Annotated in this window: 27 protein-coding genes and 1 tRNA gene; 14 read left to right on the top strand and 14 right to left on the bottom strand. The window is 61.4% G+C overall.

The window, feature by feature from the left end:
- Positions 1 to 89: 89 nt before the first annotated feature.
- The 6 genes from MHM97_RS20165 (at position 90) to MHM97_RS20190 (ending at position 3,174) form a co-directional block, all read left to right on the top strand.
- On the top strand, positions 90 to 1,034 hold the full coding sequence (locus tag MHM97_RS20165; protein ID WP_239324927.1) for a hypothetical protein: 945 nt from the start codon (positions 90 to 92) through the stop codon (positions 1,032 to 1,034).
- Between the two features lie 12 nt (positions 1,035 to 1,046).
- Positions 1,047 to 1,370, top strand: a complete 324-nt coding sequence (locus MHM97_RS20170; protein WP_239324929.1) for a hypothetical protein — start codon at positions 1,047 to 1,049, stop codon at positions 1,368 to 1,370.
- Positions 1,367 to 1,774 carry a DUF4376 domain-containing protein gene (locus tag MHM97_RS20175; RefSeq protein WP_239324931.1) on the top strand — a complete coding sequence of 136 codons (408 nt, stop codon included), beginning with the start codon at positions 1,367 to 1,369 and terminating at the stop codon, positions 1,772 to 1,774. The genes MHM97_RS20170 and MHM97_RS20175 overlap by 4 nt, the downstream gene beginning before the upstream one ends.
- Positions 1,775 to 1,792: 18 nt before the next feature.
- Complete coding sequence (locus MHM97_RS20180) at positions 1,793 to 2,113, top strand: hypothetical protein (RefSeq protein WP_239319235.1); 321 nt, start codon at positions 1,793 to 1,795, stop codon at positions 2,111 to 2,113.
- A 66-nt stretch (positions 2,114 to 2,179) separates the two neighbouring features.
- The gene (locus MHM97_RS20185) at positions 2,180 to 2,902 is read left to right on the top strand and encodes a lysozyme (RefSeq protein WP_239324933.1); all 723 of its coding nucleotides are present in this window, start codon (positions 2,180 to 2,182) and stop codon (positions 2,900 to 2,902) included.
- Positions 2,899 to 3,174 (top strand): hypothetical protein, encoded by a 276-nt coding sequence (locus tag MHM97_RS20190; RefSeq protein ID WP_239324938.1) that lies wholly within the window; start codon positions 2,899 to 2,901, stop codon positions 3,172 to 3,174. The genes MHM97_RS20185 and MHM97_RS20190 overlap by 4 nt, the downstream gene beginning before the upstream one ends.
- A 166-nt stretch (positions 3,175 to 3,340) precedes the next feature.
- Here the strand turns inward: MHM97_RS20190 and MHM97_RS20195 are convergent, their stop codons facing one another.
- The 4 genes from MHM97_RS20195 to MHM97_RS20210 form a co-directional block, all read right to left on the bottom strand.
- Positions 3,341 to 4,012, bottom strand: coding sequence for an Imm52 family immunity protein (locus MHM97_RS20195; RefSeq protein WP_239324940.1), 672 nt, complete (start codon positions 4,010 to 4,012; stop codon positions 3,341 to 3,343).
- A 347-nt stretch (positions 4,013 to 4,359) separates the two neighbouring features.
- Positions 4,360 to 5,079, bottom strand: coding sequence for an Imm52 family immunity protein (locus MHM97_RS20200; protein WP_239324950.1), 720 nt, complete (start codon positions 5,077 to 5,079; stop codon positions 4,360 to 4,362).
- 83 nt (positions 5,080 to 5,162) lie between these two features.
- On the bottom strand, positions 5,163 to 6,020 hold the full coding sequence (locus tag MHM97_RS20205) for a Tox-REase-5 domain-containing protein (protein WP_239324952.1): 858 nt from the start codon (positions 6,018 to 6,020) through the stop codon (positions 5,163 to 5,165).
- Between the two features lie 3 nt (positions 6,021 to 6,023).
- Positions 6,024 to 7,136, bottom strand: a complete 1,113-nt coding sequence (locus MHM97_RS20210) for a DUF4123 domain-containing protein (protein ID WP_239324954.1) — start codon at positions 7,134 to 7,136, stop codon at positions 6,024 to 6,026.
- 746 nt (positions 7,137 to 7,882) lie between these two features.
- Between MHM97_RS20210 and MHM97_RS22980 the strand changes: the two genes are divergently transcribed.
- Positions 7,883 to 8,095, top strand: a complete 213-nt coding sequence (locus MHM97_RS22980; protein WP_441316277.1) for a tyrosine-type recombinase/integrase — start codon at positions 7,883 to 7,885, stop codon at positions 8,093 to 8,095.
- 57 nt (positions 8,096 to 8,152) lie between these two features.
- On the opposite strand, the gene MHM97_RS22920 is transcribed toward MHM97_RS22980, so the two are convergent.
- From MHM97_RS22920 to MHM97_RS20250, 9 genes are all read right to left on the bottom strand, one after another.
- Entirely contained in the window at positions 8,153 to 8,386 is a 234-nt protein-coding gene (locus MHM97_RS22920) for a DUF6538 domain-containing protein (RefSeq protein WP_370645773.1), read from the bottom strand.
- A gap of 61 nt (positions 8,387 to 8,447) precedes the next feature.
- Positions 8,448 to 8,522, bottom strand: a tRNA-Phe gene (locus tag MHM97_RS20215).
- Between the two features lie 81 nt (positions 8,523 to 8,603).
- The gene (locus MHM97_RS20220) at positions 8,604 to 8,786 is read right to left on the bottom strand and encodes a DNA gyrase inhibitor YacG (RefSeq protein WP_239324955.1); all 183 of its coding nucleotides are present in this window, start codon (positions 8,784 to 8,786) and stop codon (positions 8,604 to 8,606) included.
- On the bottom strand, positions 8,783 to 9,805 hold the full coding sequence (locus tag MHM97_RS20225; RefSeq protein ID WP_239324956.1) for a ribonuclease E/G: 1,023 nt from the start codon (positions 9,803 to 9,805) through the stop codon (positions 8,783 to 8,785). Before MHM97_RS20225 ends, MHM97_RS20220 begins: the two co-directional genes overlap by 4 nt.
- On the bottom strand, positions 9,802 to 10,383 hold the full coding sequence (locus MHM97_RS20230) for a Maf family protein (RefSeq protein WP_239324958.1): 582 nt from the start codon (positions 10,381 to 10,383) through the stop codon (positions 9,802 to 9,804). Before MHM97_RS20230 ends, MHM97_RS20225 begins: the two co-directional genes overlap by 4 nt.
- A gap of 144 nt (positions 10,384 to 10,527) precedes the next feature.
- Positions 10,528 to 10,746 (bottom strand): translation initiation factor IF-1, encoded by a 219-nt coding sequence (gene infA / locus MHM97_RS20235; RefSeq protein WP_005620785.1) that lies wholly within the window; start codon positions 10,744 to 10,746, stop codon positions 10,528 to 10,530.
- An 83-nt stretch (positions 10,747 to 10,829) separates the two neighbouring features.
- Positions 10,830 to 11,708 carry a carbon-nitrogen hydrolase family protein gene (locus MHM97_RS20240; RefSeq protein ID WP_239324960.1) on the bottom strand — a complete coding sequence of 293 codons (879 nt, stop codon included), beginning with the start codon at positions 11,706 to 11,708 and terminating at the stop codon, positions 10,830 to 10,832.
- Between the two features lie 109 nt (positions 11,709 to 11,817).
- The gene (locus MHM97_RS20245) at positions 11,818 to 12,312 is read right to left on the bottom strand and encodes a hypothetical protein (protein WP_239324962.1); all 495 of its coding nucleotides are present in this window, start codon (positions 12,310 to 12,312) and stop codon (positions 11,818 to 11,820) included.
- Entirely contained in the window at positions 12,305 to 12,715 is a 411-nt protein-coding gene (locus MHM97_RS20250; RefSeq protein ID WP_239324964.1) for a Fur family transcriptional regulator, read from the bottom strand. The genes MHM97_RS20245 and MHM97_RS20250 overlap by 8 nt, the downstream gene beginning before the upstream one ends.
- A gap of 435 nt (positions 12,716 to 13,150) precedes the next feature.
- Here MHM97_RS20250 and MHM97_RS20255 point away from each other — a divergent pair, with 435 nt between their 5' ends.
- From MHM97_RS20255 to MHM97_RS20270, 4 genes are all read left to right on the top strand, one after another.
- On the top strand, positions 13,151 to 14,014 hold the full coding sequence (locus MHM97_RS20255) for a metal ABC transporter substrate-binding protein (protein ID WP_239325132.1): 864 nt from the start codon (positions 13,151 to 13,153) through the stop codon (positions 14,012 to 14,014).
- 93 nt (positions 14,015 to 14,107) lie between these two features.
- On the top strand, positions 14,108 to 14,995 hold the full coding sequence (locus MHM97_RS20260; protein WP_305037482.1) for a manganese/iron ABC transporter ATP-binding protein: 888 nt from the start codon (positions 14,108 to 14,110) through the stop codon (positions 14,993 to 14,995).
- Positions 14,992 to 15,852 (top strand): metal ABC transporter permease, encoded by an 861-nt coding sequence (locus MHM97_RS20265; RefSeq protein WP_239324966.1) that lies wholly within the window; start codon positions 14,992 to 14,994, stop codon positions 15,850 to 15,852. Before MHM97_RS20260 ends, MHM97_RS20265 begins: the two co-directional genes overlap by 4 nt.
- Entirely contained in the window at positions 15,852 to 16,685 is an 834-nt protein-coding gene (locus tag MHM97_RS20270; protein WP_305037483.1) for a metal ABC transporter permease, read from the top strand. Before MHM97_RS20265 ends, MHM97_RS20270 begins: the two co-directional genes overlap by 1 nt.
- 30 nt (positions 16,686 to 16,715) lie before the next feature.
- On the opposite strand, the gene trhO is transcribed toward MHM97_RS20270, so the two are convergent.
- Complete coding sequence (gene trhO / locus MHM97_RS20275; RefSeq protein WP_239325139.1) at positions 16,716 to 17,609, bottom strand: oxygen-dependent tRNA uridine(34) hydroxylase TrhO; 894 nt, start codon at positions 17,607 to 17,609, stop codon at positions 16,716 to 16,718.
- Between the two features lie 204 nt (positions 17,610 to 17,813).
- Between trhO and pncA the strand changes: the two genes are divergently transcribed.
- The 3 genes from pncA to pncB all read left to right on the top strand — a co-directional run bounded on the left by pncA (position 17,814) and on the right by pncB (position 22,117).
- The gene (gene pncA / locus MHM97_RS20280) at positions 17,814 to 18,407 is read left to right on the top strand and encodes a bifunctional nicotinamidase/pyrazinamidase (RefSeq protein ID WP_239324968.1); all 594 of its coding nucleotides are present in this window, start codon (positions 17,814 to 17,816) and stop codon (positions 18,405 to 18,407) included.
- 86 nt (positions 18,408 to 18,493) lie between these two features.
- Positions 18,494 to 20,764, top strand: coding sequence for a PAS domain-containing sensor histidine kinase (locus MHM97_RS20285; protein ID WP_239324970.1), 2,271 nt, complete (start codon positions 18,494 to 18,496; stop codon positions 20,762 to 20,764).
- 63 nt (positions 20,765 to 20,827) lie between these two features.
- Positions 20,828 to 22,117, top strand: a complete 1,290-nt coding sequence (gene pncB / locus MHM97_RS20290) for a nicotinate phosphoribosyltransferase (protein WP_239324972.1) — start codon at positions 20,828 to 20,830, stop codon at positions 22,115 to 22,117.
- The last annotated feature ends 16 nt before the right edge of the window (positions 22,118 to 22,133 follow it).

Below are 22,133 nucleotides of genomic sequence, written 5' to 3' on the forward strand. Positions count from 1 at the left end.
TGTCGATGACCACAGCCAGCCCATCGATGTGGCCGGCGAGTCCGTCTTCCCCCTGATTTTGAAAACCTTAAAATAGGAGAGTGCCACAGATGAGCATTCCAGGCTTCTCACCCTTCCCTGAGATCCCTCAGCGCAGCACGCCGGAGGCGGATTTTGACGCCAAGATGTACGCGCTGTTCCAGCACTTCGCGACCACCCACCGCAATGAGCTGCTGGCCTTTATCGAATTCTTGGAAAACAACTCCACCGTGATCGATGCGGCGTTGAACGGCACAACCATCGGCCTCACCGATCCGGCGGCGGCGAAGTTCACCACGCTGGAGGCCGACAGCATTGCCGGTGCAGCGGTGCAGGCGAATGCGACCGATGCGAGCGACGGCAAACTGCTGACGGTTGGGGCAGGGGGCATTCTGGCCACCAACCCGCCGAACCTCGCAGACCCCGCGCAACTGGACGCGCCCGCCGGTCTCTACAGCATTGCCGCGTCGGACGGCTGGCCCTTTGACGGTGCGCTCCTGCAACTGCGCCGGAACGCGGGGCGCGGGGTTCAGATAGCGGCGCGGGGATCGTCCTCGGCCCCCAATGCCTCCAGCGAGGTTCTATTGCGCACCTCCGGCAACAGCTTTGGCGGGTGGGCGCAGCTGGTCCATACCGAAAACCTGCTCGGCACCGTATCCGAAAGCGGCGGCACCCCCACGGGCGCGGTGATCGAGCGCGGCAGCAACGCCAATGGCGAATACGTCCGCTTCGCCGATGGCACCCAGATTTGCATCTCGCCCGACTTCACCAATCTGGATGTGACGGAAACGACCGGAGCGCTCTACCGCACCGCTGCGCCAATCTCCTGGACCCCGCCTGCCGGGTTTGGCGGTGCGATCTCCATGTCCGGGGCCGTTCTGTCTCAGGGCAACAGCCGGACCCATTGGGGCACCCTGCGAGTGCTCAATTCCAACAGTATCGACATCAGTGTTTTTGCGCCCACCCCGGCGACCGACCGGGCCGTGCGGGCCATGGTCATTGGCCGCTGGTTCTAAAGGAGACACCGCATGCACCTCTCATTCCACCCCATGCGCCATGACCAGGCGCTGAGCGTCAGCCGCCAGGGCGACAGCCTGACAATCAATGGCGAGACCTTCGACTTTGCCCCGCTCCAGGAGGGCGACGTGCTGCCCCGCGCGGCTGTAGCCTGCGACTGGCTGGCCTCCGATGTGACCCGCGCGGGCGGCGAGATCCGCCTGACCCTGATCCTGCCCCACGGGCCGGAGGCACCCGAGGCCACCCGCTTTGCGCAGCCCCTGAGCCTGACCGGCGACGGGCCGGTGCCGCTCCCCGCCTATCAGACCACCGCCACAGAGGAACCAGCGCCATGAGCACCATCGACTTCTCCCAAGTCATCACCGCCCAGGACCGCACCGAGGCGGCACGGGTACAGGCGCTGGCCGATCTGGCCGATCTGCGCTGGCAGCGCACACTTGCGGGAGTGACCCTGCCCGGCGGCCTGCACATGCCCGGCGATGAAACCACCCGGCTTGCACTCTCCGGCGCGGTCAGCGCGCTTGACCAGGGCATGATCGCCGCGCCGGTCGCCTGGAAGACACCGGCGGGTTTTGTCGAGCTGACGCAAGAAGAGGTTGAGGCCGCAGCGGCGGCGGTGGTGCAGCACGTCCAGGCCTGCTTTGCCGCCGAGGCTGTATTGGCCGCGCAGGTCGCAGCCAGCGCGGACCCGGCGGGCTTCGATGTTCAGGCGGCCTTTGACGCCGCATTCGCAGGATAAGGGCAGAGAAGAATGGCCATGATTGAAAACAGCGATCGCGGGATCACCATGAACAAATCCCTTGCCTGGACGGTAGCCTGCGGGCTGGTCGGGGCAGGGCTCTGGGTCGGCATTCAGGTGGCGACCTTACGCGGGGAAACCGCCGGTCTGTCCAGGACCATCAATGCCCTGCGCGCGGATCTGACCGCCTCTGAAGCCCGCCAGGTGACCCTGACCGCCCGCGTGCGCACCAATGAAACCGCGCTCGCCCGCCAGGATGAGCGCCTGTCCCTCATCCTCTCCACCCTCAACAAGATCGACAACCGGCTCGAACGCATGGAACGCGCCCCGATCCGCTGATCCCCCCCTCCGACAATCAAATCCACACCAAGCCCGCCTGCGGGCTCTTTTGCCATGGAGATCCCCATGAAACTCACTCCCAATTGGAAAACCACCCTCACCAGCGCCTGGTCGGTGCGGCTGTTGATTATTGCCGCCGTGATCTCGGTGCTGCCGGTCTTTGTCTCGCTGGTCAGCCCCGATCTTCTGGGCCTCGATCCCCTGGTCTTTGCCGGGATTGCCGCCCTGGTGAATCTCATCGCCATTCCGGCGCGCATCCTGGTGCAGCCGACCTCCGGCCTTTGGTCTGCCTTCCGGCGCGATGAAAGTGGAGCCGTGCGCAAACGCACCATTGGCGTGCTGGCCGGTAGCGGCGTTGCCCTCGCTACCGCGATCAGCTTCATCGGCCAATGGGAGGGGCTCAGAACAGAGGCTTACCGCGATGTCATCGGCGTCTGGACCGTCTGCTATGGCGAAACCAAGGGCGTGCGCCCCGGTGACAGCTACAGCAAAGCTGAATGTGACGTGATGTTAGCCCGCGAGATCGTTGCCTATGAGGCGGCGCTGGATCGATGCCTCACCGCTGATGTGCCCATCGGCATGAAGGTGGCTCTGGTCTCCTGGACCTACAATGTCGGCCCCGCTGCCGCCTGCCGCTCCACATTGCTGCGCAAAGCCAATGCGGGCGATCTCGCCGGGGCCTGCAATGAGCTGCCCCGCTGGAACCGCGCAGGTGGCCGGGTGATCCGGGGGCTCACCAACCGGCGCATGTCAGAGCGCGCCATGTGCTTAAAGGCGCTGGAAGCGTGAGGGCGATCACGCTTCTGGCCGCCCTGGCGCTGGTTGCGGTGGTCGCGAGCCTCGCCTATCAGCGCGGGGCCTCTGACTGTCGCGCCAGCTATCAAGCCCGCGCGCTCGCGCAGATCGAGCGGGCCAATCAACTGGATCGCGCCCGCATTGCCAGCGAACGCGCCCGCGCCACCCTTGCCAGAACCCTCGAGGAGAAAGCCCATGCGGATCCTGTTGCCGTGCCTCGCTGCCTTGGCCCTCAACGCCTGCGCCGCCTCAACAGCCTCCGTTAAAAGCGCCGATCCTTGCGCGGAGCCGGTACTGCTGCCGGAGCGGTGGCTGTCGGACAGGGAGGTCGAACTGATGTGGGCGCAGGATCGGCGCGCATTGCTGGATTGTGGCGGGAAGGTCGAGGTGCTGTCGGGGCGGCCCCGCCAATAGCGGGATCCCAACCGGATATTAGATCACACGACCTATCAAGTCGCTCTTCGTCGGCAGAACACCCAATTCCACGAGCGCAATTTCAACCTCTTTGGCGCGCTCAACCTGCGAAGGGTCCGTAGTAATCACGTTGGTCTCCTGCGTGGCAACAAGTGTGCCTTCACCGATATCCAATGTCCGAGCATATTCCGGCAAACCTCGTGCATCAACGCGAGTAGGGAACCAAGCCATCCAACCTGGCCAAGCGCGATAATCGAAGACTGCGTCATGGATTGGATAATTGCGTGATCCGACCGCCACAAAAAGCGGGGTTCTCCAAGCGACGATCTCGGTGATGACGTTCACCCACTCTTTGAATGTCAGGGTGTGCTCAAATGGTTCTGCATAGTTGCTACCGGAAAAGTTCAACTGATTGTTTGCTCCGTGGAGCAAGCCACCGCTGTAACCCAGACTAGCAGTGTAATAACGAGGGTCCTCTCTTGGTATGGCTGAACTGAACCCTGTTGTATCAATTAAGAAAAAATCCTGACTATCATTCACCTTTTGGAGAAAACTCAAAAACTCTTCGCTGTCGGCGATTATGTTCAAGCCCGTGTTGGCTTTGTGTTCAGCTGCGGTCCGAACTTGCCGCCATTCCTCGACGTATCTGTTCGTGCCAACCAATCGACGAGCTAAATCAACAAAATTCATTGCGCCATCGTCGAGTGCTTCTGAACGGAAGTCGAAATGCGCCTTCAGAAAAGACCTGTCTGCAGATCTAGGTCGCGATCGTAGTTGATCTAACGTTTCCCTACGAGCATCCTCACTCGTTTTACCCCCCATCACGTATCCTCTCAACATCCATATTCATCACTGTGTCCTTCACTGAGTTTCACCGAAACAAACCCTGTGCCAATAGGAGAATATGTCAGCCAGTTGGGGATGCGCACCTTAAATATCTGTCCGATGGCCCTGCCGTGATCAGGTCTATGAACTTTCGATATTCTCCGAATAGGCATACATGCTTCATGCGCCAAAAAAAGCAGCAAACCGAGTGATCAATATACTCGGCCTATCAAGTCGTCCTTCGTCGGCAGAACACCCATTTCCACAAGCGCAATTTCAACCTCTTTGGCGCGCTCAACCTGCGAAGGGTCCGTAGTAATCACGTTGGTCTCCTGCGTGGCAACGAGTGTGCCTTCGCCGATATCTACTGTCAGAGCATACGCCGGCAACCCATGCGCATCGATGCGGGCCGGAAACCATGCCATCCAGCCCGGCCAAGCGCGATGATCGCAGACTGCGTCATGGATCGGGTAGTTGCGTGATCCGACCGCCACGAAAAGTGGTGTTCTCCATTCGACGATTTGGGAGATGACTTTGATCCACTCGTTTAAAAACAGGGTATGTTCTCGCGCTTCAGAGTAGTTCTTCCCAGAAAAGCTAAGACGATTATTTCTACCCACTTTAGTCCCACCACTATAGTCGATGCTGGCGGTAAAATATGCTGGATCGGGTTTGGGGATGGCATCGCTCTCTGATGTTGTTGATATTAAAAACGAGGTGTCACTCGCTCCCTTTTCACGGAGATACCCAGCAAACTCTTGGGGCCTTGCGATAATGTCGAGGCCTGCATTGGCCTTTTGTTCAGCGGGGGTACGCACATGACGCCAGCGCTCGACATATCGATTTGTTCCCACTAAGCGACTCGCCAAGTCCAAGAAGTTTGTAACTCCGTCATGCAACGTTTCTGGCTGGAACGCGAAGTGCGCCGTCAAATGAGGGGTGTCTTTTGATCGCGGGCGTGATCTCAACTGGTTCAGTTTAGCTTGTCGCGCATCTTCTCTTGTCCTAGCCCCCATTACATATCCTCCCAATACCCATAGTCATCGCCGCTTCCATCGCTGAACTGCTCACGAACAAATTCTGTGCCGCTCGGAGCAAGGTGGAATGGAACATGCCTACTTCCAATTTCGGTCATACCCATATCTGTTGTCATATCAACAAACTGCCACATCACCTCTTGATCGCTAAAAATCCAGTCAAGCGACACTTCTGGCCAATCCGTTATCATCGCTTCGTACTGCGCCATCAGCTGAGTTTGGAAACTATCTTTTAAGGTCCCCAAGAAGCGTTTAGCAGGATTTGAAACAGCATAGTCTGGCTCATCCGGATTTAAGAAATCGACATACCCAAGTTTGCACTCCAGCAGCTTGCACTCACTGAAAACAAGCCCATCCCAGCTTTGTTGTACGCCCAGCTTCCAGTTCCATTCCTCAATCTGGATCTGCAAGTTGTCATCGGTATCGGCGGTTGCCTCAAAATGTAACCATCCTACAACATAGTGTTGATACAAAGACCCGCGTGCCCGTGGTGACGGCCTACGCACAGTGCCACCTGCAAACATGTGGCTCGGGAGTGTACTGCGTCCCTCGGTTAGCGCTTTGCAAATATTGCAGTCCTGCTCGGGATCATCTTCACATCGTTCCCTTGTGCGCGTCTCGGTTTCGTAGTCGAACGGGGGAGCAAACGGGCGTGGTTGATCAGGATCTTCTTCTGGCTCCGGCTGTGGTTCGTTTTCAAAGAGATCTGCAATGCTATCGGGCAGTTCAACGCGACCGATTTCTTCTTCCTGAATGCGGCGCGCAGTGACAGCGGCGCCGCCGGCCAGAAGAATACCGATCCCCCAGTAAGCTATTGGAATTGCGGGCGCTACCATCTCTTACCACCAGGTTTTAAGGGCACCATTGCGACGGGTGCTATAGTGTTTCATGACCGCGCATAAGTCTCGGAACCTAACATCTGCATTCTCCGGGTCAGACCGAACTGCTTGCCAGGCAGCACTCTGACACAGCGCCGGCCAAACTTGCGGGTGCTTGATGATTGCCAGGAGCAGAAATCGGGCACGTAGTTGAGGGTCTTGCAGACCGGATGCATAGATCTCATTCACGGCTTCAAATAGTGGGCGGTGCATCGCCTCTGGATCTTCCCCGTATCGGGCTGATTCAACCGGATAACTCTCGAAGAAATCATCGGCCTGGTCGAACATGTTGCTATAGAAGCGCGCTCGCTTCAGGTCGCCTCTCAAGCCTTCTGGCAGCCGCTTCTGTGTCTCGCCAGGAGAGAGGTCGATCTGGAAAAAGCTATCGTAGTGGTTCGCATGAAAGAGAAGGTGACCTGGCGCAAAAATCACATTGAGCATTTTGGTGATGGCAGGGAACATCTCCGGCCAAGCAACGAATGCTTCAAGGGTGTTCACTTCCCAATATCGCAACAGGGATGTGCTAGATGTCTCCCCTTCGATTTTGGTGAACTTTCGTAGGTGCTGCCACAACCTGTCAAACGTCAGCCTGGACCGAATGAAGAGGCCGAAGTTCCTCCCCCACAAATGCCAGGGCGCGTCACTCTTCGTGAAGAGCCCGCGGCAGAAGGCATTGTTCTCCTCCAACCGAACAAGCCAGGGCGCGACAGCATTCAATTCTTCAAAGACCTGCCCCTTGAAGAAACATCGGTGCTCGAGGCCTGAAGTTTCAAGCATTTCTGGCAGGTTGGTCACCTTTGATGCGTCAAGAATGACATAGGTATGCATCTCGGGCACTTTGGTGGGATCACCGTCTGCACTCTCAAGCTCCTCTGTTGTGAGTGCGGGCTTGCCGAACAGACGCTGAGCTAGTGCATCAGGTGCTGACTTGGGGGGATCTATACCAATCTGGCTGTCCAGGGGCTCTAGCTCGCTGATCTGCTCAATCTTGAGAGTAGATACACCATCATCCATTTGCTTCGGACCGCCAGGAGCCGCAGTCCAGTAATCGTCAGAGTCATTTCTGGAGTTCATGAACGGGTGTTCCGCGTAGGGTTAAGTGTTCATTGCGAAATAGGTGTGCGGTTAAATGGTGAAAGGTTGTTTCTGCGCGTCGCGTTGCTCGCATAGGTATATTTGTCGGCGCGTTCTGACAACAGGCCCGATGTATTTAGATCCATGACAATGTGACTGCTGGTGCGATCTCTGCGCCAGTGCTGTTAGATGGACCAGTCGAAATCCCGAGCTGTGGCAGGTGTTACCAGATCGGCTTGGTAGGCTAGCAAGTTCGCAAATATCAGGATTCGGGAGCTTAGCCCATGAAACCCATGTCCTAGGCTCAGCTGTCAGAGCGTGTACCACCAGACTACGCTTCCATGATGTGGCCGACATACGCATAAACTACGCGTAATAGTTTTTAGTTATTGTTTTTAAATGTTTTTAGTTGCCCTCTTGAGGCACCACTCACACTTTTGATGGTGTGCGATTTCTTTGAGCGGTGTGCCCGCGAGGTGATCTCGAAGAAGCGCGGCAATAAACGGGAAACGCTCTGCTTGAATCTAGGGGGGGCAATCCGATCTTGGCCACAAGAGCCCCTCCGCATTTTCACCTGCAAATTTCGCCGCGGGGCGTGACGCCCGGTTGCAAACAAGTGGCGCCCTGGACAGTGCGGAGAGAAATGACTCTCATGGGGTCTGTGTTCTCCGTGGCTCGGCGGGAGTGGGGATTAATGGGAGGTAACCGATGTTTGCAAGCCGCAAGAGGCAGCTGCGCGGGATCGCTTGCCGACGAACGCGGAGCTGGAGCGGCTTGAGCTCTCCGCAGGCAATGACCTCAAAAAAGCGACGGCGCGCGCGTTTCATGCATTCTTGTTTGCGGGAGAAACCGCAATGCGTGCCGGAGAAATTGTCGGCATGAAGTGGGGGCACATCGACCTTGAGCGCCGGGTTGTGGGGTTACCTTCGTCAAGAAGCTTGCGTGCATCTTCCCGTTAGTCCCGAGCCTGCTTGAGGATCGGATCAGGGTTTTCTCCGAAAGAGAGCAGCTTCTCTTTACCCATCCACCGGCAGTTCCACGTCTTTCGACCTCAAGACGAACCAGTAGTCATCCAGTTGATCAGCGGCCTTTCTGGCTCTGGCCTCCGCCACTCTTGCCGACCTCGTACGTAAATAAAAAGCGATCCGAGGTGACGAGTAATGGCGAGGCAGCTCTTTTGGGATGCGACGACTGAAGTAGAACACTCCGTCTTTAACGAAGGTGAACGTGGGTGAAATGGTCTCCGACATGGTCTACGGCTCCTAGCTCGAGATAAAAGCTGGAGTGTTACCAAGGTGTTAGCTGAAGAAATGGTGCCCGGGGGCGGAATCGAACCACCGACACGAGGATTTTCAATCCACTGCTCTACCCCTGAGCTACCCGGGCACGGGAAGGCGTGTTGCCTTGGGTGAAGGCCTTCTATGCGCTGTGTGATGCAGTGTCCAGAGGCTTTTTCAAAGAAAATCTCTAATGTTCCGTGGGAGGGCGTGTCTCGTGTTCTTCCAGCGCGTTTTCAAGGTCTTCCTGATCTGCGCTGGGGACGGAATAGCCTCCGTTCAGCCATTTCGCGAGGTCGAGGTCGGCGCAACGCTTGCTGCAGAAGGGGCGATAGGCGCGCAGCCCGGGTGCGCCGCAGATCGGGCAGCTCATGAGAGAACCTCCGACAAGGGCAGGCGGGCGCGTTTGCGCTGCAACTCGAAATGACCAAGCGTGGTCCAGCCGGCCAGCGTGGTTTCCTCCGGGTCGGATTTGAAGGCGGCGCGCAGGGCGGTCTCGAAGGTGCGGCGGTCCTTCTTCGGCATCGGGGCGGCATCGATCACGATCTGGCCGCCAAGTCCCAGACAGCGCAGGGCGCGGGGCAGGGCGCGGGCGCAGGCCATATTGGCCTTTGTGCCGGCCGCCAGCGAGGTGTCGCTGCCGGTGTTGACATCCACCGCCACCAGGGCGCGGGTGGGCTCCACATAGAGAAACGCGCCCGCACCGATGGCAATCTTGCCGCTGCGCAGGGTCTCCAGCGCATCCAGAACGCCGCAGCGCTCAAATCCGCCGGGCGTCTGCTCGACCTGAGCCGGATCGGTCCATTCGCGCCAGGCCTGCAGATGCGGCGTGTCGCCCTCGTGCAGCACTTCGGCGGTGTCGGAGGAATCCTCCAGGACCTGGCGCGCGGCTGCGACCATCGTGGCGACATCCTCGGCGATGTCCTCGGGGTCGGCCCCGGCGCAGGCGGAGCGCAGGATCAGTCCGAAGTCCTCGCCCTCCATCTCGGTGTGGGCGATTTCCAGCAAGCGGTCGCGTTCATCCTCGTCCCGGATCGCGCGAGAGATATTCAGCCCCGGCGCATCTGGCGTGACAATGGCGTAGCGGCTCTTGAACAGGAGCTTTTGCGTCACCGGCAGGGCTTTGCCCGGTTCGGCATAGCCGGTGACCTGGACCAGCAGCATCTGCCCGGGGGCCAGACCCTTGACCTGACGTAGGAAGGCGGGGCCGTCGGGGGTGCTGAGGAACATGCCTCCCTGACCCTTGACTGGGCGGTCGGCGCGGGCACGGTAGATGGTGCCGGGCAGGGGCGCGTCACCTGCGATCAGAAAATCTTCGAGCATGCCGTCCACCATCAGGGCCGCGGCCTCGCGCCCTGCGATGTGATCGAGAATGATCTGGGTGCCTTTCATGGCGCTTGGTCCTTGTAGAGAGGGTATCCTGCCGCTTGCAGCAAGGTCGCGGTTTCGGCCAGCGGCAGGCCGACAATAGCGGTGAACGAGCCGCTGATCCACGGGATCAATGCACTTGCCGGGCCCTGAATGGCATAACCGCCGGCCTTGCCATCCCAGTCTCCGGTCGCGAGATAGCCGTTCAGCTCGGTATCCGAGAGGCGTTTCATTTTGACCTGGCTGACAACATTGCGTTGCCACAGCTGGCCGTTCCGGCGCAGCGCCACCGAGGTGATGACGCGGTGGCGTCGACCGGAGAGGGCGAGCAGGAATTCCGCGGCCTCACCAGCGTCGCGGGGTTTGCCCATGATGCGACGCCCCAGCGCCACCGTGGTATCCGCACAAAGTACCAGATCATCGGGCGCGGCGGTCACGGCCTGGACTTTTTCGCGGGTCACCCGGGCGCAGTAGTCGCGCGGCAGCTCCGCCTTGTGCGGGGTTTCGTCGATATCCGGCGGGCGAATGTCGTCCGGGGTGATCCCCAGCTGCGCCAGCAATTCCAGCCGACGCGGGCTGCCCGAGCCAAGAATAAATCCCATGCTTGCACTCCTGCGGTTTGCCGCCCCGGTTCCTGATCCGTGCCCGGCCTGCGGGGTGGGGACGGGCGGGCCATGAAACCAAAAGCCGTAGCAAAACAAAAGCCCGGCACCGGGCCGGGCTCTTTCGTCTGAGGCGAATCGCGCTTACTTGAAGCGGTAGTTGATCCGCCCCTTGGTGAGGTCATAAGGTGTCATTTCCACCTGGACCCGGTCACCAGCGAGGACGCGGATGCGGTTCTTGCGCATCTTGCCTGCCGTATGTGCTATGATTTCATGGCCGTTTTCCAGCTCGACCCGAAACGTCGCGTTTGGCAGGAGTTCCTTCACGACACCGGGAAATTCGAGCGTATCTTCCTTGGCCATGTTGTCTCCATATTTGTGTTTCCCCGGATGACCCGGGACGTGCGCTTAAATGAGCGCATTTCTCCTGATTTTCAAGGGCGCATTTATATCATGGGTCGGTTAACGACAGATTGCGTGCGGGTTTCCTGTTCTTCCCAATGGGACCGATTGCGCACGACGCCCTCCCGGCGCACGTGTTCAATGGCCGAGCGATCCACATCGGCATAGGTCCATCCCGGCTGATTGAGCTGGCCCTCTGCCAGCACGCCGGTCGCGGGAAAGCCGGTGTCGGGCGGGCCAAAGATGCCCCCCATGCCGGTATTGACGTCCACCGCCTCGGACCATTCGGCCGGACCCACAATCGACGACATCGCGGTGACGCATTGCTGTTCCAATGCGCGGGACATGGCGCCGATGCGGACGCGCCAATAGCCGGCCAGGGCCTCGGTGCAGGAGGGGACAAGGATGATATCCGCCTCTGCCAGGGCGCGCCCCAACAGCGGGTATTCACTGTCATAGCAGATCAGCACCGCGATCTTGCCCAGCGCGGTGTCAAAGATTTTGAGCGGGCCGCCGGGGGCAATGTCCCACGGGTCGCGTTCAAACATCGTCATGATCTGCTTGTCCTGGGAGTCCCGCAGGCCAGTGGGGGTGTAGAATTCCGCCCGGTTCACCGGGCGTGCAAACCCCGCATGCACCGGTGCGGATGCGCCGAGAATGTGAACCTTGTACTCCGCCGCCAGCTGCAGGTGCAGAGCTGCGGCGTCGTCCATCTTTTCCGACACCGACTGGATCGACGCCTCCAGGTTGCCGGCGATCGCCGTGCCATCCAGCGTCGACAGCTCCATCGCGCCGTATTCGGGAAAGACCAGCAGATCCGCACCGTTCCCGGCAGCCGTCGCCACCCAGTCCGCAAGCTTGTCCTGGTAATGGGCCCAGCTGTCGAGCCAGTCGAGCGGGTAAGCGGCAGTGGCAATTCTCATGCATTCTCTCCAGTCGTGACCTGCGCCTATGGCTATCACGCGGCAGGGCGCACTGCCATCTCGTCGCGGGTATTGCGTGCAGAAAACTCTGCCGGGCGCGCGGCGCGTGTCAGTGGCGCGTGCGGTTCTCCGACACAAAGGCAAGGGCGGCGTCGCGCGTGCGCAGCACCGTCTGTCGGGTCAGGGCGGGGGCGATCCAGGCGTTTCCGGCGCAATGGGCGTAGTCGCACAGGGCTGGTTTCAGGTGTCGGAAACAGGCGCGGCGGAAGGCAGGCGGCTCGGTGACAGTGCTCATCGCGTCGCGCAAGGCATCCAGCGTGTCAAAGGTCAGCTGCGCGGCTTTGGTCAGCATGCCCGCGCGGGCATGGCAGTCCGCCGCATTCGCGCTGGCGGCCACCAGCATCGGCGGCGCACCGGCAAGCGTGGCGCTGTCCCGGTCGGTTCGAAACCGCCACTGCGCCTCGCGGAGGGCTCGGTCATAGAGCGGCTGCGCACGCGCGAGGTCGTTGGCATCAAAGGCGGCATTCGCCTGCGCCGTCAGCCGTTTCCAGACCGTGTCGATGTGATCGGGTCCCGGGGTGGTGCGGCGGAGGGGATCAGTCATCATCTGCGGCCCTTTCGAGGTGCACAACGGTTTCAATACGCGTGACCCGATACCCGGCAGGGGGGCGGATCGGTGCGCCCTTGGGCATGTCGAGCACACGGTTTTCGGTTTCGATGTAAAAATGCCCATGCGCGCCGGTGCCGGTGTCGAACCAGACGCGTTCACCGGGTACGGCAACGCGATGGATCAGCCCCGCCTGTTCAAATGCCCGCAGCGCATTGTAGACCGTCGCCAGGGACAGTTTTTCATCCGCGCGTGTTGCCTCTGCATGCAGGGTTTGCGCGTCGATATGGCGGCCCGCCCCGGTAAACAGCAATGCCGCCAGGGCGCGGCGCTGGCGCGTGGGGCGCAGGCCGTGGGCGCAGAGCAGGTCTTCGGGTGACAGGCGGGCCGGGGTCCTCATGTGCCAGCGCCCTTGCCTGCACCCATGGCGGGTTGGGATCTTGCCGGCAGGTGCTGGCCCGGCCTTGATGCGGTGCCGCTCCTGCGCCGGCCGGTCCCTCTGTGCGCTTGCCATGCCATCGCCCGGGCTGCCCGTGGGGCGCGCATCAGGCCCGCTGTGCGGCAGGCGAAGGCGCAGATGCACCGCCTCGGCGGGCGTCGTGCTGCGGTGGAATATGCGAAACCGTCAGAACCATTCATCATGGCTCAGGTCTTAAGCGAGGCAGTTGGCGATTTCAACGTTTTTGAGAATGCCTCGCAATTGCATTGACGCTGCACAGCCGCCGCACTATCACAAGGGCAAGCTGTCGGCCCCGCAGGGGGCTGATTCGAGACAAGGAGTGAACAGATGACGCAAACCAAACGGGTGTTGCTGCCGGCCGCCACGGCGCTTGCCATGGTGTTTTCCGCCGGTGGGGCGATGGCGCAGGACGACAAGATGAAGGTCGTCACCACCTTCACTGTTCTGGCCGATATGGCGCAGCATGTGGCCGGCGACGCCGCCGAGGTGGTCTCGGTCACCAAACCCGGCGCGGAAATCCACGGCTATGAGCCGACACCGCAGGACATTGTCCGGGCGCAGGGCGCCGATCTGATCCTGTGGAACGGCATGAACCTCGAACTGTGGTTCGAGCAGTTCCTGACCAACCTCGGGGACGTCCCCTCCGTGACGTTGACCGACGGGATCGACCCGATCTCGATCGCCTCGGGCGCCTATGAGGGCAAACCCAATCCGCACGCCTGGATGGGTCTCGACAACGCATTGGTCTATATCGACAATATCCTCGAAGCCTTTGCCGAGCACGATCCGGAGAATGCCGCGACCTATGTGGCAAATGCCGCCGCCTACAAGGATGAGCTGCGCGCCACGCTGGAGCCGCTGCGGCAGGAGATCGCCACCATCCCCGAGGCCCAGCGCTGGCTGGTGACCTGCGAGGGGGCGTTCAGCTATCTGGCACGGGATTTCGGCATGAAGGAGCTGTACCTCTGGCCGATGAACGCCGACCAGATGGGCACGCCGCAGCAGGTGCGCGCGGTGATCGACGGGGTGCGGGACAACGATATCCCGGTGGTCTTCTGCGAAAGCACGGTGAACACCGCCCCCGCCGAACAGGTCGCGCGCGAGACCGGCTCGCATTACGGCGGGGTGCTCTATGTCGACAGCCTGTCAGAGCCCGATGGCGCCGTGCCCACCTATCTCGACCTGCTGAAGGTGACGTCGCAGACCGTGGCGGACGGGCTCACCACCGGCACCAACTAAAGACTCCCCTTGCCGTTGGACCCGTCGGGCGTATCGTCGTCCGGCGGGTCACGGCCGTTTCAGGCACCGACCTTTTCCGGTAGAAAGAGTGTTATGAAAGACGAAAGCCATATGGTCCGGGCGCAAGAGGCCGAAGACGGTATCGCGGCCCAGGATGTCACCGTCACCTACCGCAATGGCCACACCGCCCTGCGCAACGCCAGTTTCGAGATCCCGCGCGGCACCGTGACGGCGCTTGTGGGGGTGAACGGGGCCGGCAAATCGACACTCTTCAAGGCGATCATGGGGTTTGTGCCGGTGGCCCGGGGCGACATCCGCCTGCTGGGCCTCAGCGTCAAGGAGGCACTGAAGCGCAACCTGGTCTCCTACGTGCCGCAGTCCGAAGAGGTGGACTGGTCCTTTCCGGTGCTGGTCGAGGATGTGGTGATGATGGGGCGCTATGGCCATATGGGCTTTCTGCGCCGCCCGTCCAAAACCGATCACGAGGCGGTCGAGGCCGCCCTGGCGCGGGTGAACATGCTGGAGTTCCGGCATCGTCAGATCGGCGAATTGTCCGGCGGGCAGAAAAAACGCGTCTTCCTGGCCCGGGCCCTGGCGCAGGATGGCAAGGTGATCCTGCTGGATGAGCCGTTTACCGGCGTCGACGTGAAGACCGAGGAGCAGATCATCGCGTTGCTGCGCGCCTTGCGCGACGAGGGCCGGGTGATGCTGGTCTCCACCCACAACCTCGGTTCGGTGCCGGAGTTCTGCGACCGCACCGTGCTGGTCAAGGGCACGGTGCTCGCCCATGGCCGCACCGAGACCACCTTCACCCGCGAGAACCTGGAAATGGCCTTTGGCGGCGTGCTGCGACACTTCACCCTTGGCGGTGCCGACCTGCACGAGGATGACGACGAACGGCAGGTGTCGATCTTCACCGATGATGAGCGCCCGTTGGTGCAATACGGTGAAAAGACCCGCAAGACGGAGCGCCGGAAATGAGCGTCCTGCTGGAGCCCTTTGCCTATGGCTACATGACCAATGCCATGTGGGTGTCGGCCCTCGTGGGTGGGGTCTGCGCCTTTCTGTCGTCCTATCTGATGCTCAAGGGCTGGTCGCTGATTGGCGATGCGCTGGCCCATTCCGTGGTTCCGGGTGTCGCCGGGGCCTATGTTCTCGGGCTGCCCTTCGCGCTGGGTGCGTTCTTCTCCGGTGGCCTGGCCGCGGCGGCGATGCTGTTCCTGTCGGACCGGTCGGGCCTGAAGGTCGATGTCATCATCGGCATCATCTTCACCTCCTTCTTTGGTCTCGGGCTGTTCATGGTCTCGGTCAATCCGATGTCGGTGTCGATCCAGACCATCACCATGGGCAATATCCTGGCGATCACCCCCGAGGACACGTTGCAACTGGCGATCATCGGTCTGGTGTCGCTGGTGATCCTGCTGGCAAAGTGGAAAGACCTGATGGTCACCTTCTTTGACGAAAGCCACGCGCGGTCGATCGGATTGCGCCCGGGGCTCCTGAAGGCGGTGTTCTTCATGCTGCTGTCGGCCAGCGTGGTTGCGGCGATGCAGACGGTCGGCGCGTTCCTCGTTATCGCCATGGTGGTGACACCGGGGGCCACCGCCTACCTGCTGTGTGATCGCTTCCCCCGGCTGATCCTGACCTCCGTGGCGATCGGCGCGGTGACCAGCTTTGCCGGTGCCTACATCAGCTATTTCCTCGATGGCGCCACCGGAGGGGTGATCGTGGTGCTGCAAACGGCGATCTTCCTGACCACGTTTGTGCTGGCGCCCAAGCACGGCTTGCTCGCCGCCCGCAGGAAGGCCGCCGCCGCGATGCAGGAGGAGCCGGTCTGATGCTTGATACGCTTCTGATGCCCTTCCAGTTCGGCTTCATGCAGAACGCCTTCTGGATCGCGGTGATGGTCTCGGTTCCCACGGCGCTGCTGTCCTGTTTCCTGGTGCTGAAAGGCTGGGCCCTGATGGGCGACGCGGTCAGCCATGCGGTGCTGCCGGGGATCGTGCTGGCCTATCTTCTCGGGCTGCCGCTCATCCTCGGGGCCTTTGCCGCCGGCATGCTGACGGCGGTGGCCACGGGCTACCTGTCGGAAAACAGCCGCATCAAGCAGGACACCGTGATGGGCGTGGTCTTCTCCGGCATGTTCGGGCTTGGCATCGTGATGTATGTCGGGTTGCAGACCAATGTGCACCTGGATCACATCCTGTTCGGCAACATGCTGGGGGTGGGCGCGCAGGACCTGTGGACGGCGGGGATCATTTCGGTCTGCGTCGCGGCGGTGCTGGGCATGAAGTGGAAGGACTTCATGCTGCATGCCTTTGATCCCGCGCAGGCCAAGGTCTCCGGCCTGCCGGTGGGGCTGCTGCACTATGGTCTGCTGGCGATCCTGTCGCTGACCATCGTGGCGACGCTCTCGGCCACCGGGCTGATCCTCGCGGTCGGGCTGCTGATCGCGCCGGGGGCGATCGCCTTTCTGCTGGTGCGCAGCCTCAAGCGGATGCTGCCGGTCGCGGTTCTGGTCTGCATGATCTCGATGCTGGGCGGTGTCTATCTCAGCTTCTTCATCGACAGCGCCCCGGCACCGACGATCGTGCTGATCCTGACCGGGATCTTTGTGATCGCCTTCCTGCGCCGGAGCATTCAGAACCGTCAGGCCTCGGCCACGGTATGAGGTCTCCGCCCCGGGCCAGCCGAGGCGGTCTCAGACGGTTTCGCCGCGTTCCCGGGCCAGGCGGATCTGTTTCTGGCGCTCGCGAAAGCGCTCCTTGTCCGCATCGGATGTTTCATGGATGCACTGGTGGCAGGAAACCCCGGCCTCATACTCGGGCCGGGCGGTGTCCTCCGGCAGGATCGGACGCCGACAGCCGTGGCACAGGTGGTGGGGGCCTTCGACCAGGCCGTGCCCCACGGACACCCGGTTGTCGAACACGAAACACTCGCCCTGCCAGGTGCTGTCCTGTTCGGGCGTTTCCTCCAGATAGCGCAGGATGCCGCCCTTGAGGTGATAGACGTCCTCCACCCCCTGCGATAGAAGGTAGTTCGTCGACTTTTCACAGCGAATGCCGCCGGTGCAGAACATGGCGACGCGCTTGTTGTGAAACCGGTCCTTGTTCTCTTCCCACCACTGCGGGAATTCGCGAAAGCTCTCGGTCTTGGGGTCGATCGCGCCCTCGAAGGTTCCGATCGCCACCTCATAGTCGTTGCGGGTGTCGATCAGCACCACATCCTCGGAGCGGATCAGATCGTTCCAGTCTTCCGGCTCCACATAGTGCCCGACAGAGGCGCGCGGATCCACATCCGGCTGCCCCATGGTCACGATTTCCTTTTTCAGCCGCACCTTCATCTTGCCGAAGGGAGGCTCTGTGGCGGTCGCCTCTTTCCACTCCAGCCCGGCGCAGCCCGGCAGGGATCTGATATGGGCCAGCACCGCATCAATTCCCGCTCGCGGCCCGGCGATGGTGCCGTTGATCCCTTCATGGGCCAGCAGCAGCGAGCCTTTGACGTTTTGCGCGACGCAGAGATCCAGCAGCGCCGGTTTCAGTGCGGCGGGATCGGGAAAGCGGGTGAACTGATAGAGCGCGGCGATGGTATACATGCCAGCGCGCATAGAGCCTCGTGCAGGGTTTTGCAAGATGCGAAGATGTCAAGCGCCAGCGTTGTAATAAGTATGTGAAATACATAAAATGTTTGCGAATGTGTCACAGACCGGCCCGGCGGTTTACAATTTAAGGTTGATTGAACTTGTCGTGGGTTTCGACGCACACTCGACCGGGGCGGAGACAGGACACAGGAGACCGAGATGACCGAGGCGCTGATCGTAATCGATGTACAGAACGACTTTTGTCCAGGCGGCGCGCTGGCGGTCCCGGACGGGGATCAGGTGGTGGCGCCGATCAATGCGATGATGGCGCGGTTCGACACCGTGATCCTGACCCAGGACTGGCATCCGGCGGGGCATTCCTCCTTTGCCAGCACGCACCCGGGGCGGGGACCTTTCGACACGCAGGAAATGCCTTACGGACAACAGGTTCTGTGGCCCGACCATTGCGTGCAGGGCAGTGGCGGCGCGGCGTTTCACCCGGATCTGCGCACCGATGGCGACCTGATTATCCGCAAGGGGTTTCGCCCCGAAGTGGACAGCTATTCCGCCTTTTTCGAAAACGATCAGACCACGCCCACCGGTCTCGAAGGGTATCTGCGCACGCGCGGTATCACCGACCTGACGCTTGTGGGGCTTGCCACCGATTTCTGCGTTGCCTTCTCGGCGCTCGACGCTCGGCGTCTGGGGTTCTCCGTCAGAGTTGTGCCAGAGGCCTGCCGGGCGATCGACCTGGAGGGCTCACTGGAGGCACAAATTGAGAATATGCGTCAATGCGGCGTGAAATTTGCCTGAAAGCATCACCCAATTTGTTAATCTCAAACCTGTACACAGAGGCCGATCCACAGATGACGGGGCGGATATAACCGGGTTCGCAGGGAATGGAGCAGACAAACCGCACGACAGACGGGCCGTTGGCGCAGCACAACGCGCAATTCAGCTCTGAGGGGCTGTTGCAGCGCTATGCCACTGCGCGCAGCGATCTGTTTCCGGCCCGCGCGGCGATTGCCTTTGCCACGGCGGCGGCGCTTGCCCTGATCGTCGGCCTCTTCTGGGCCGCGCTGACCTTTCTCACCTATGTTGTCGCCGACGGCAGCGAAACCCTCTACCTGCGCCGGCTCTCGGCCCGGTTGCAGGCGGGCCAGAGCGTGGCGCAGGCCCGGGGGCTGACGACGCTGTTCTCGGCGCTCTATGCGGTTGCGGTCTGCGGGTTTGCCACCGTACCGCTGTTGCATCCCCTGGACCCGACGGACGGCCACCTGATCCTGGCAGAGCCCTTCTTTGCCCTCTGTGTGGTGCTGGGCCCGTCGCTGAGCGCGTCGCTCGATTATCGCTACAACCCTCCGGCGGCGATGGTCAGGCTGGCGATCTTTGCGTTGATGCCGCTGCTGATGGTGGCCTATTTCTTTAGCGACCACCCCAATATCGGGCCGGATCTGCAACTGATCGGCGCCGGGTTCCTGGCCTATTACATCGCCCAGATCTGGTTTCTGGTCTTTGTACAGAAACGGCATCAGCACTCGCGCCGGGCGATGCGCTCCCAGGCGCTCCAGCGGCAAGCGCTGGAGGACGCCTACATGCGCCTGTTCGACCAGAAGCAGGAGGCGCGCCGGCTGGCGATGATCGCCGAACACGCCAACGACGGGGTCATGCTGATCGGGTGCGATGGCATCGTGCGCTGGGTCAACGAAGGCTTTGTCCGGATGACCGGATTTTCCTTCGATGAACTGGTCGGATCCTCCCCCGGAGCGCTGCTGAACAGCCCGGAAACGGACCCCGAGGCCCTGCGCCTGATCGAACAGGGGCGGGCTGCGGGCAAACCCTTCCGCGCCGAGCTGGTGAACCGGCGCAAGGACGGTCAGGACATCTGGATCGAAACCAATCAGGTGCCGATCTTTGACGACAATGGCCGGATCGAGACCTATATCGCGGTGGAACGCGATGTGACCGCGGCCAAGCAGCATGAAAGCGAGCTGGAAGAGGCCCGCCATGCCGCCGAAGAGGGCGCCCGCATCAAGGAAGAGTTCCTGGCCACCATGAGCCATGAATTCCGCACCCCGATGAACGGGGTCATCGGCATGGCCCAGATGTTGCAGGCCACCGATCTGAGCGAGGATCAGAAACTCTATACGGAAACCATCCTCAGTTCGTCCCGCGCGCTGCTGTCGCTGATCAATGATGTGCTCGACCTGTCGCGGATGAATGCCGCAGGGGTCTCGCTGTTCGATGTGGATTTCGACCTGCACAGCTGCATCCGGGACACGGCGCTCCTGCTGCAGGGGCAGGCCAGCGACAAGGGGCTGTCCTTCGACATCGATCTTGATCCCGATCTGCCGGTCTGGGTGACGGGGGATGACCGGCGGTTGCGACAGATCCTGATGAACCTGGTAGGCAATGCCGTCAAGTTCACGCAACAGGGCGGGGTCACCCTGCGGGCCCGCGCCGAGCTGCGCGCGGAGCAGATCGAACTGGTGGTCTCGGTCGAGGATACCGGGATCGGCATCCCCGCCGACAAGCTCGACTATATCTTCGAACGGTTCACCCAGGCGGATACCGCGATCTCGCGCAGTCACGGTGGCACGGGGCTGGGCCTGTCGATTTCGCGCGGGCTGGCACGGGCGATGGGCGGTGACATATCGGTCACCTCCACCCCGGATGTGGGCTCCTGCTTTACCCTGCGCATCGATCTGGCCGTGTCCTCCGCCCCGGCTGGCGAGGCGGTGACGGATGCGCCGGCCCTGACACCGGCCCTGTTGCAGGACCTGCGCGGCCTGCGCTTGCTGGTGGCCGAGGACAATCGCGTCAATCGGCTGTTGATCAGCAAGTTCCTGGCCGATGCGCCGGTTGATCTGAAGTTTGCCACAAACGGTGCCGAAGCCGAGGCCCTGGTCCGCCGCCAGCAGCCGCAGGTGGTGCTGATGGATATGTCGATGCCGGAGGTCAACGGGTTGCAGGCGACGCGCGCGATCCGGAAGCTCGACATAGCGCAACCCTTCATCGCGGCGCTGACGGCGAATGCGGACGAGACCAGCCGCCAGGCCTGTCTGGAGGCCGGGATGGACTGTTTCCTCAGTAAACCGCTGTCGCGCAACGAACTGCTGACCGTGTTGCTGAATTTTGCGCAGACCATGCGGGAAACCCAGGGCGGTTGAACCGCTTGCCGAATGGTTGCAGCCTGTCCTATCAATCGGTGAACAATCGGAAGAGGTCTGCCCGTGGACATTGCAACCCGCGTCTACAATCACAAGTGGAAGATCGATCCGATCGTCCGGTCCCTGATCGATACGGATTTCTACAAGCTGTTGATGTGCCAATCGGTGTTTCGAAACAAGCCCAACACTCAGGTCACGTTTTCGCTCATCAACCGGACCACGTCGGTGCCCTTGGCAAAGCTGATCGACGAGGGCGAACTGCGCGAACAGTTGGATCACATCCGGTCCCTGAGCCTCAGCCGCGGCGAGAGCACCTGGCTGCGCGGCAATACCTTCTACGGCAAACGGCAGATGTTCCGGCCCGATTTCATGGAGTGGTTCGAGGGGCTGCGCCTGCCGCCCTATCACCTGGAACGCAAGGGCGACCAATACGAACTGACGTTTGAAGGCTCCTGGCCGGAGGTCATGCTCTGGGAGATCCCGGCGCTGGCGGTGCTGATGGAATTGCGCTCCCGCGCGGTGCTCAACGACATGGGGCGGTTCGAATTGCAGGTCCTCTATGCGCGGGCGATGACCAAGGTCTGGGAGAAGATCGAGCGGCTGCGGCAGGTCGACGGTCTTGGCATTGCCGACTTCGGCACCCGCCGGCGCCACAGCTTCCTGTGGCAGGACTGGTGCGTGCAGGCGATGATGGAGGGACTGGGGGATGCCTTTACCGGGACCTCGAATTGCCTGATTGCCATGCGCCGGGAGGTCGAGGCGATCGGCACCAACGCGCATGAGCTGCCGATGGTCTATTCGGCGCTGGCAGAGGATGATGCGGCGCTGGCACAGGCGCCCTATGACGTGCTGTCGGATTGGCACGAGGAGCACGACGGCAACCTGCGCATCATCCTGCCCGACACCTATGGCACTCAGGGGTTTCTCGACAATGCGCCGGACTGGCTGGCTGGATGGACCGGCATTCGCGTCGACAGCGGCGATCCGGCGGCAGCGGCGGAGATCGCCATCCGTTGGTGGCAGGAGCGAGGCGAGGATCCGCGTGACAAGCGGGTGATCTTCTCCGACGGGTTGGATGTCGACAAGATTGCCGAACTGCACCGGCAGTTCTCGGGCCGGGTGAAGGCGTCTTTTGGCTGGGGCACGCTGCTGACCAATGATTTTCGCGGACTGGTGCCCGATGACGGCCTGGCGCCATTCTCGCTGGTCTGCAAGGCGGTGTCGGCCAATGGCCGGCCCACGGTGAAACTGTCGGACAACCCGGAAAAGGCGATGGGACCGGCAGAGGAGATCGCGCGCTACAAGCGGGTCTTTGGCGTCGGGACGCAGGAGAGCATCGACGTGATCGTCTGACGGCGTGGTGAACGGT

It is taken from the genome of Epibacterium sp. Ofav1-8 (genome assembly GCF_022348185.1).
Taxonomy (GTDB): Bacteria; Pseudomonadota; Alphaproteobacteria; order Rhodobacterales; family Rhodobacteraceae; genus Epibacterium.

Excerpts from the sequence above, each read along its gene's own strand:
- MHM97_RS20250 (WP_239324964.1), bottom strand. The coding sequence starts at position 12,715 with ATGAGGACCCCGGCCCGCCTGTCACCCGAAGACCTGCTCTGCGCCCAC.
- MHM97_RS20180 (WP_239319235.1), top strand. The coding sequence starts at position 1,793 with ATGATTGAAAACAGCGATCGCGGGATCACCATGAACAAATCCCTTGCC.
- MHM97_RS20165 (WP_239324927.1), top strand. The coding sequence starts at position 90 with ATGAGCATTCCAGGCTTCTCACCCTTCCCTGAGATCCCTCAGCGCAGC.
- MHM97_RS20195 (WP_239324940.1), bottom strand. The coding sequence starts at position 4,012 with ATGAATTTTGTTGATTTAGCTCGTCGATTGGTTGGCACGAACAGATAC.
- MHM97_RS20185 (WP_239324933.1), top strand. The coding sequence starts at position 2,180 with ATGAAACTCACTCCCAATTGGAAAACCACCCTCACCAGCGCCTGGTCG.
- MHM97_RS20260 (WP_305037482.1), top strand. The coding sequence starts at position 14,108 with ATGAAAGACGAAAGCCATATGGTCCGGGCGCAAGAGGCCGAAGACGGT.
- MHM97_RS22920 (WP_370645773.1), bottom strand. The coding sequence starts at position 8,386 with ATGTCGGAGACCATTTCACCCACGTTCACCTTCGTTAAAGACGGAGTG.
- infA (WP_005620785.1), bottom strand. The coding sequence starts at position 10,746 with ATGGCCAAGGAAGATACGCTCGAATTTCCCGGTGTCGTGAAGGAACTC.
- MHM97_RS20230 (WP_239324958.1), bottom strand. The coding sequence starts at position 10,383 with ATGGGATTTATTCTTGGCTCGGGCAGCCCGCGTCGGCTGGAATTGCTG.
- MHM97_RS20285 (WP_239324970.1), top strand. The coding sequence starts at position 18,494 with ATGGAGCAGACAAACCGCACGACAGACGGGCCGTTGGCGCAGCACAAC.
- MHM97_RS20255 (WP_239325132.1), top strand. The coding sequence starts at position 13,151 with ATGGTGTTTTCCGCCGGTGGGGCGATGGCGCAGGACGACAAGATGAAG.
- MHM97_RS20175 (WP_239324931.1), top strand. The coding sequence starts at position 1,367 with ATGAGCACCATCGACTTCTCCCAAGTCATCACCGCCCAGGACCGCACC.
- MHM97_RS20220 (WP_239324955.1), bottom strand. The coding sequence starts at position 8,786 with ATGAGCTGCCCGATCTGCGGCGCACCCGGGCTGCGCGCCTATCGCCCC.
- MHM97_RS20240 (WP_239324960.1), bottom strand. The coding sequence starts at position 11,708 with ATGAGAATTGCCACTGCCGCTTACCCGCTCGACTGGCTCGACAGCTGG.
- MHM97_RS20245 (WP_239324962.1), bottom strand. The coding sequence starts at position 12,312 with ATGACTGATCCCCTCCGCCGCACCACCCCGGGACCCGATCACATCGAC.
- MHM97_RS20270 (WP_305037483.1), top strand. The coding sequence starts at position 15,852 with ATGCTTGATACGCTTCTGATGCCCTTCCAGTTCGGCTTCATGCAGAAC.
- MHM97_RS20205 (WP_239324952.1), bottom strand. The coding sequence starts at position 6,020 with ATGGTAGCGCCCGCAATTCCAATAGCTTACTGGGGGATCGGTATTCTT.
- pncA (WP_239324968.1), top strand. The coding sequence starts at position 17,814 with ATGACCGAGGCGCTGATCGTAATCGATGTACAGAACGACTTTTGTCCA.
- MHM97_RS20210 (WP_239324954.1), bottom strand. The coding sequence starts at position 7,136 with ATGAACTCCAGAAATGACTCTGACGATTACTGGACTGCGGCTCCTGGC.
- trhO (WP_239325139.1), bottom strand. The coding sequence starts at position 17,609 with ATGTATACCATCGCCGCGCTCTATCAGTTCACCCGCTTTCCCGATCCC.
- MHM97_RS20265 (WP_239324966.1), top strand. The coding sequence starts at position 14,992 with ATGAGCGTCCTGCTGGAGCCCTTTGCCTATGGCTACATGACCAATGCC.
- MHM97_RS20225 (WP_239324956.1), bottom strand. The coding sequence starts at position 9,805 with ATGAAAGGCACCCAGATCATTCTCGATCACATCGCAGGGCGCGAGGCC.
- MHM97_RS20170 (WP_239324929.1), top strand. The coding sequence starts at position 1,047 with ATGCACCTCTCATTCCACCCCATGCGCCATGACCAGGCGCTGAGCGTC.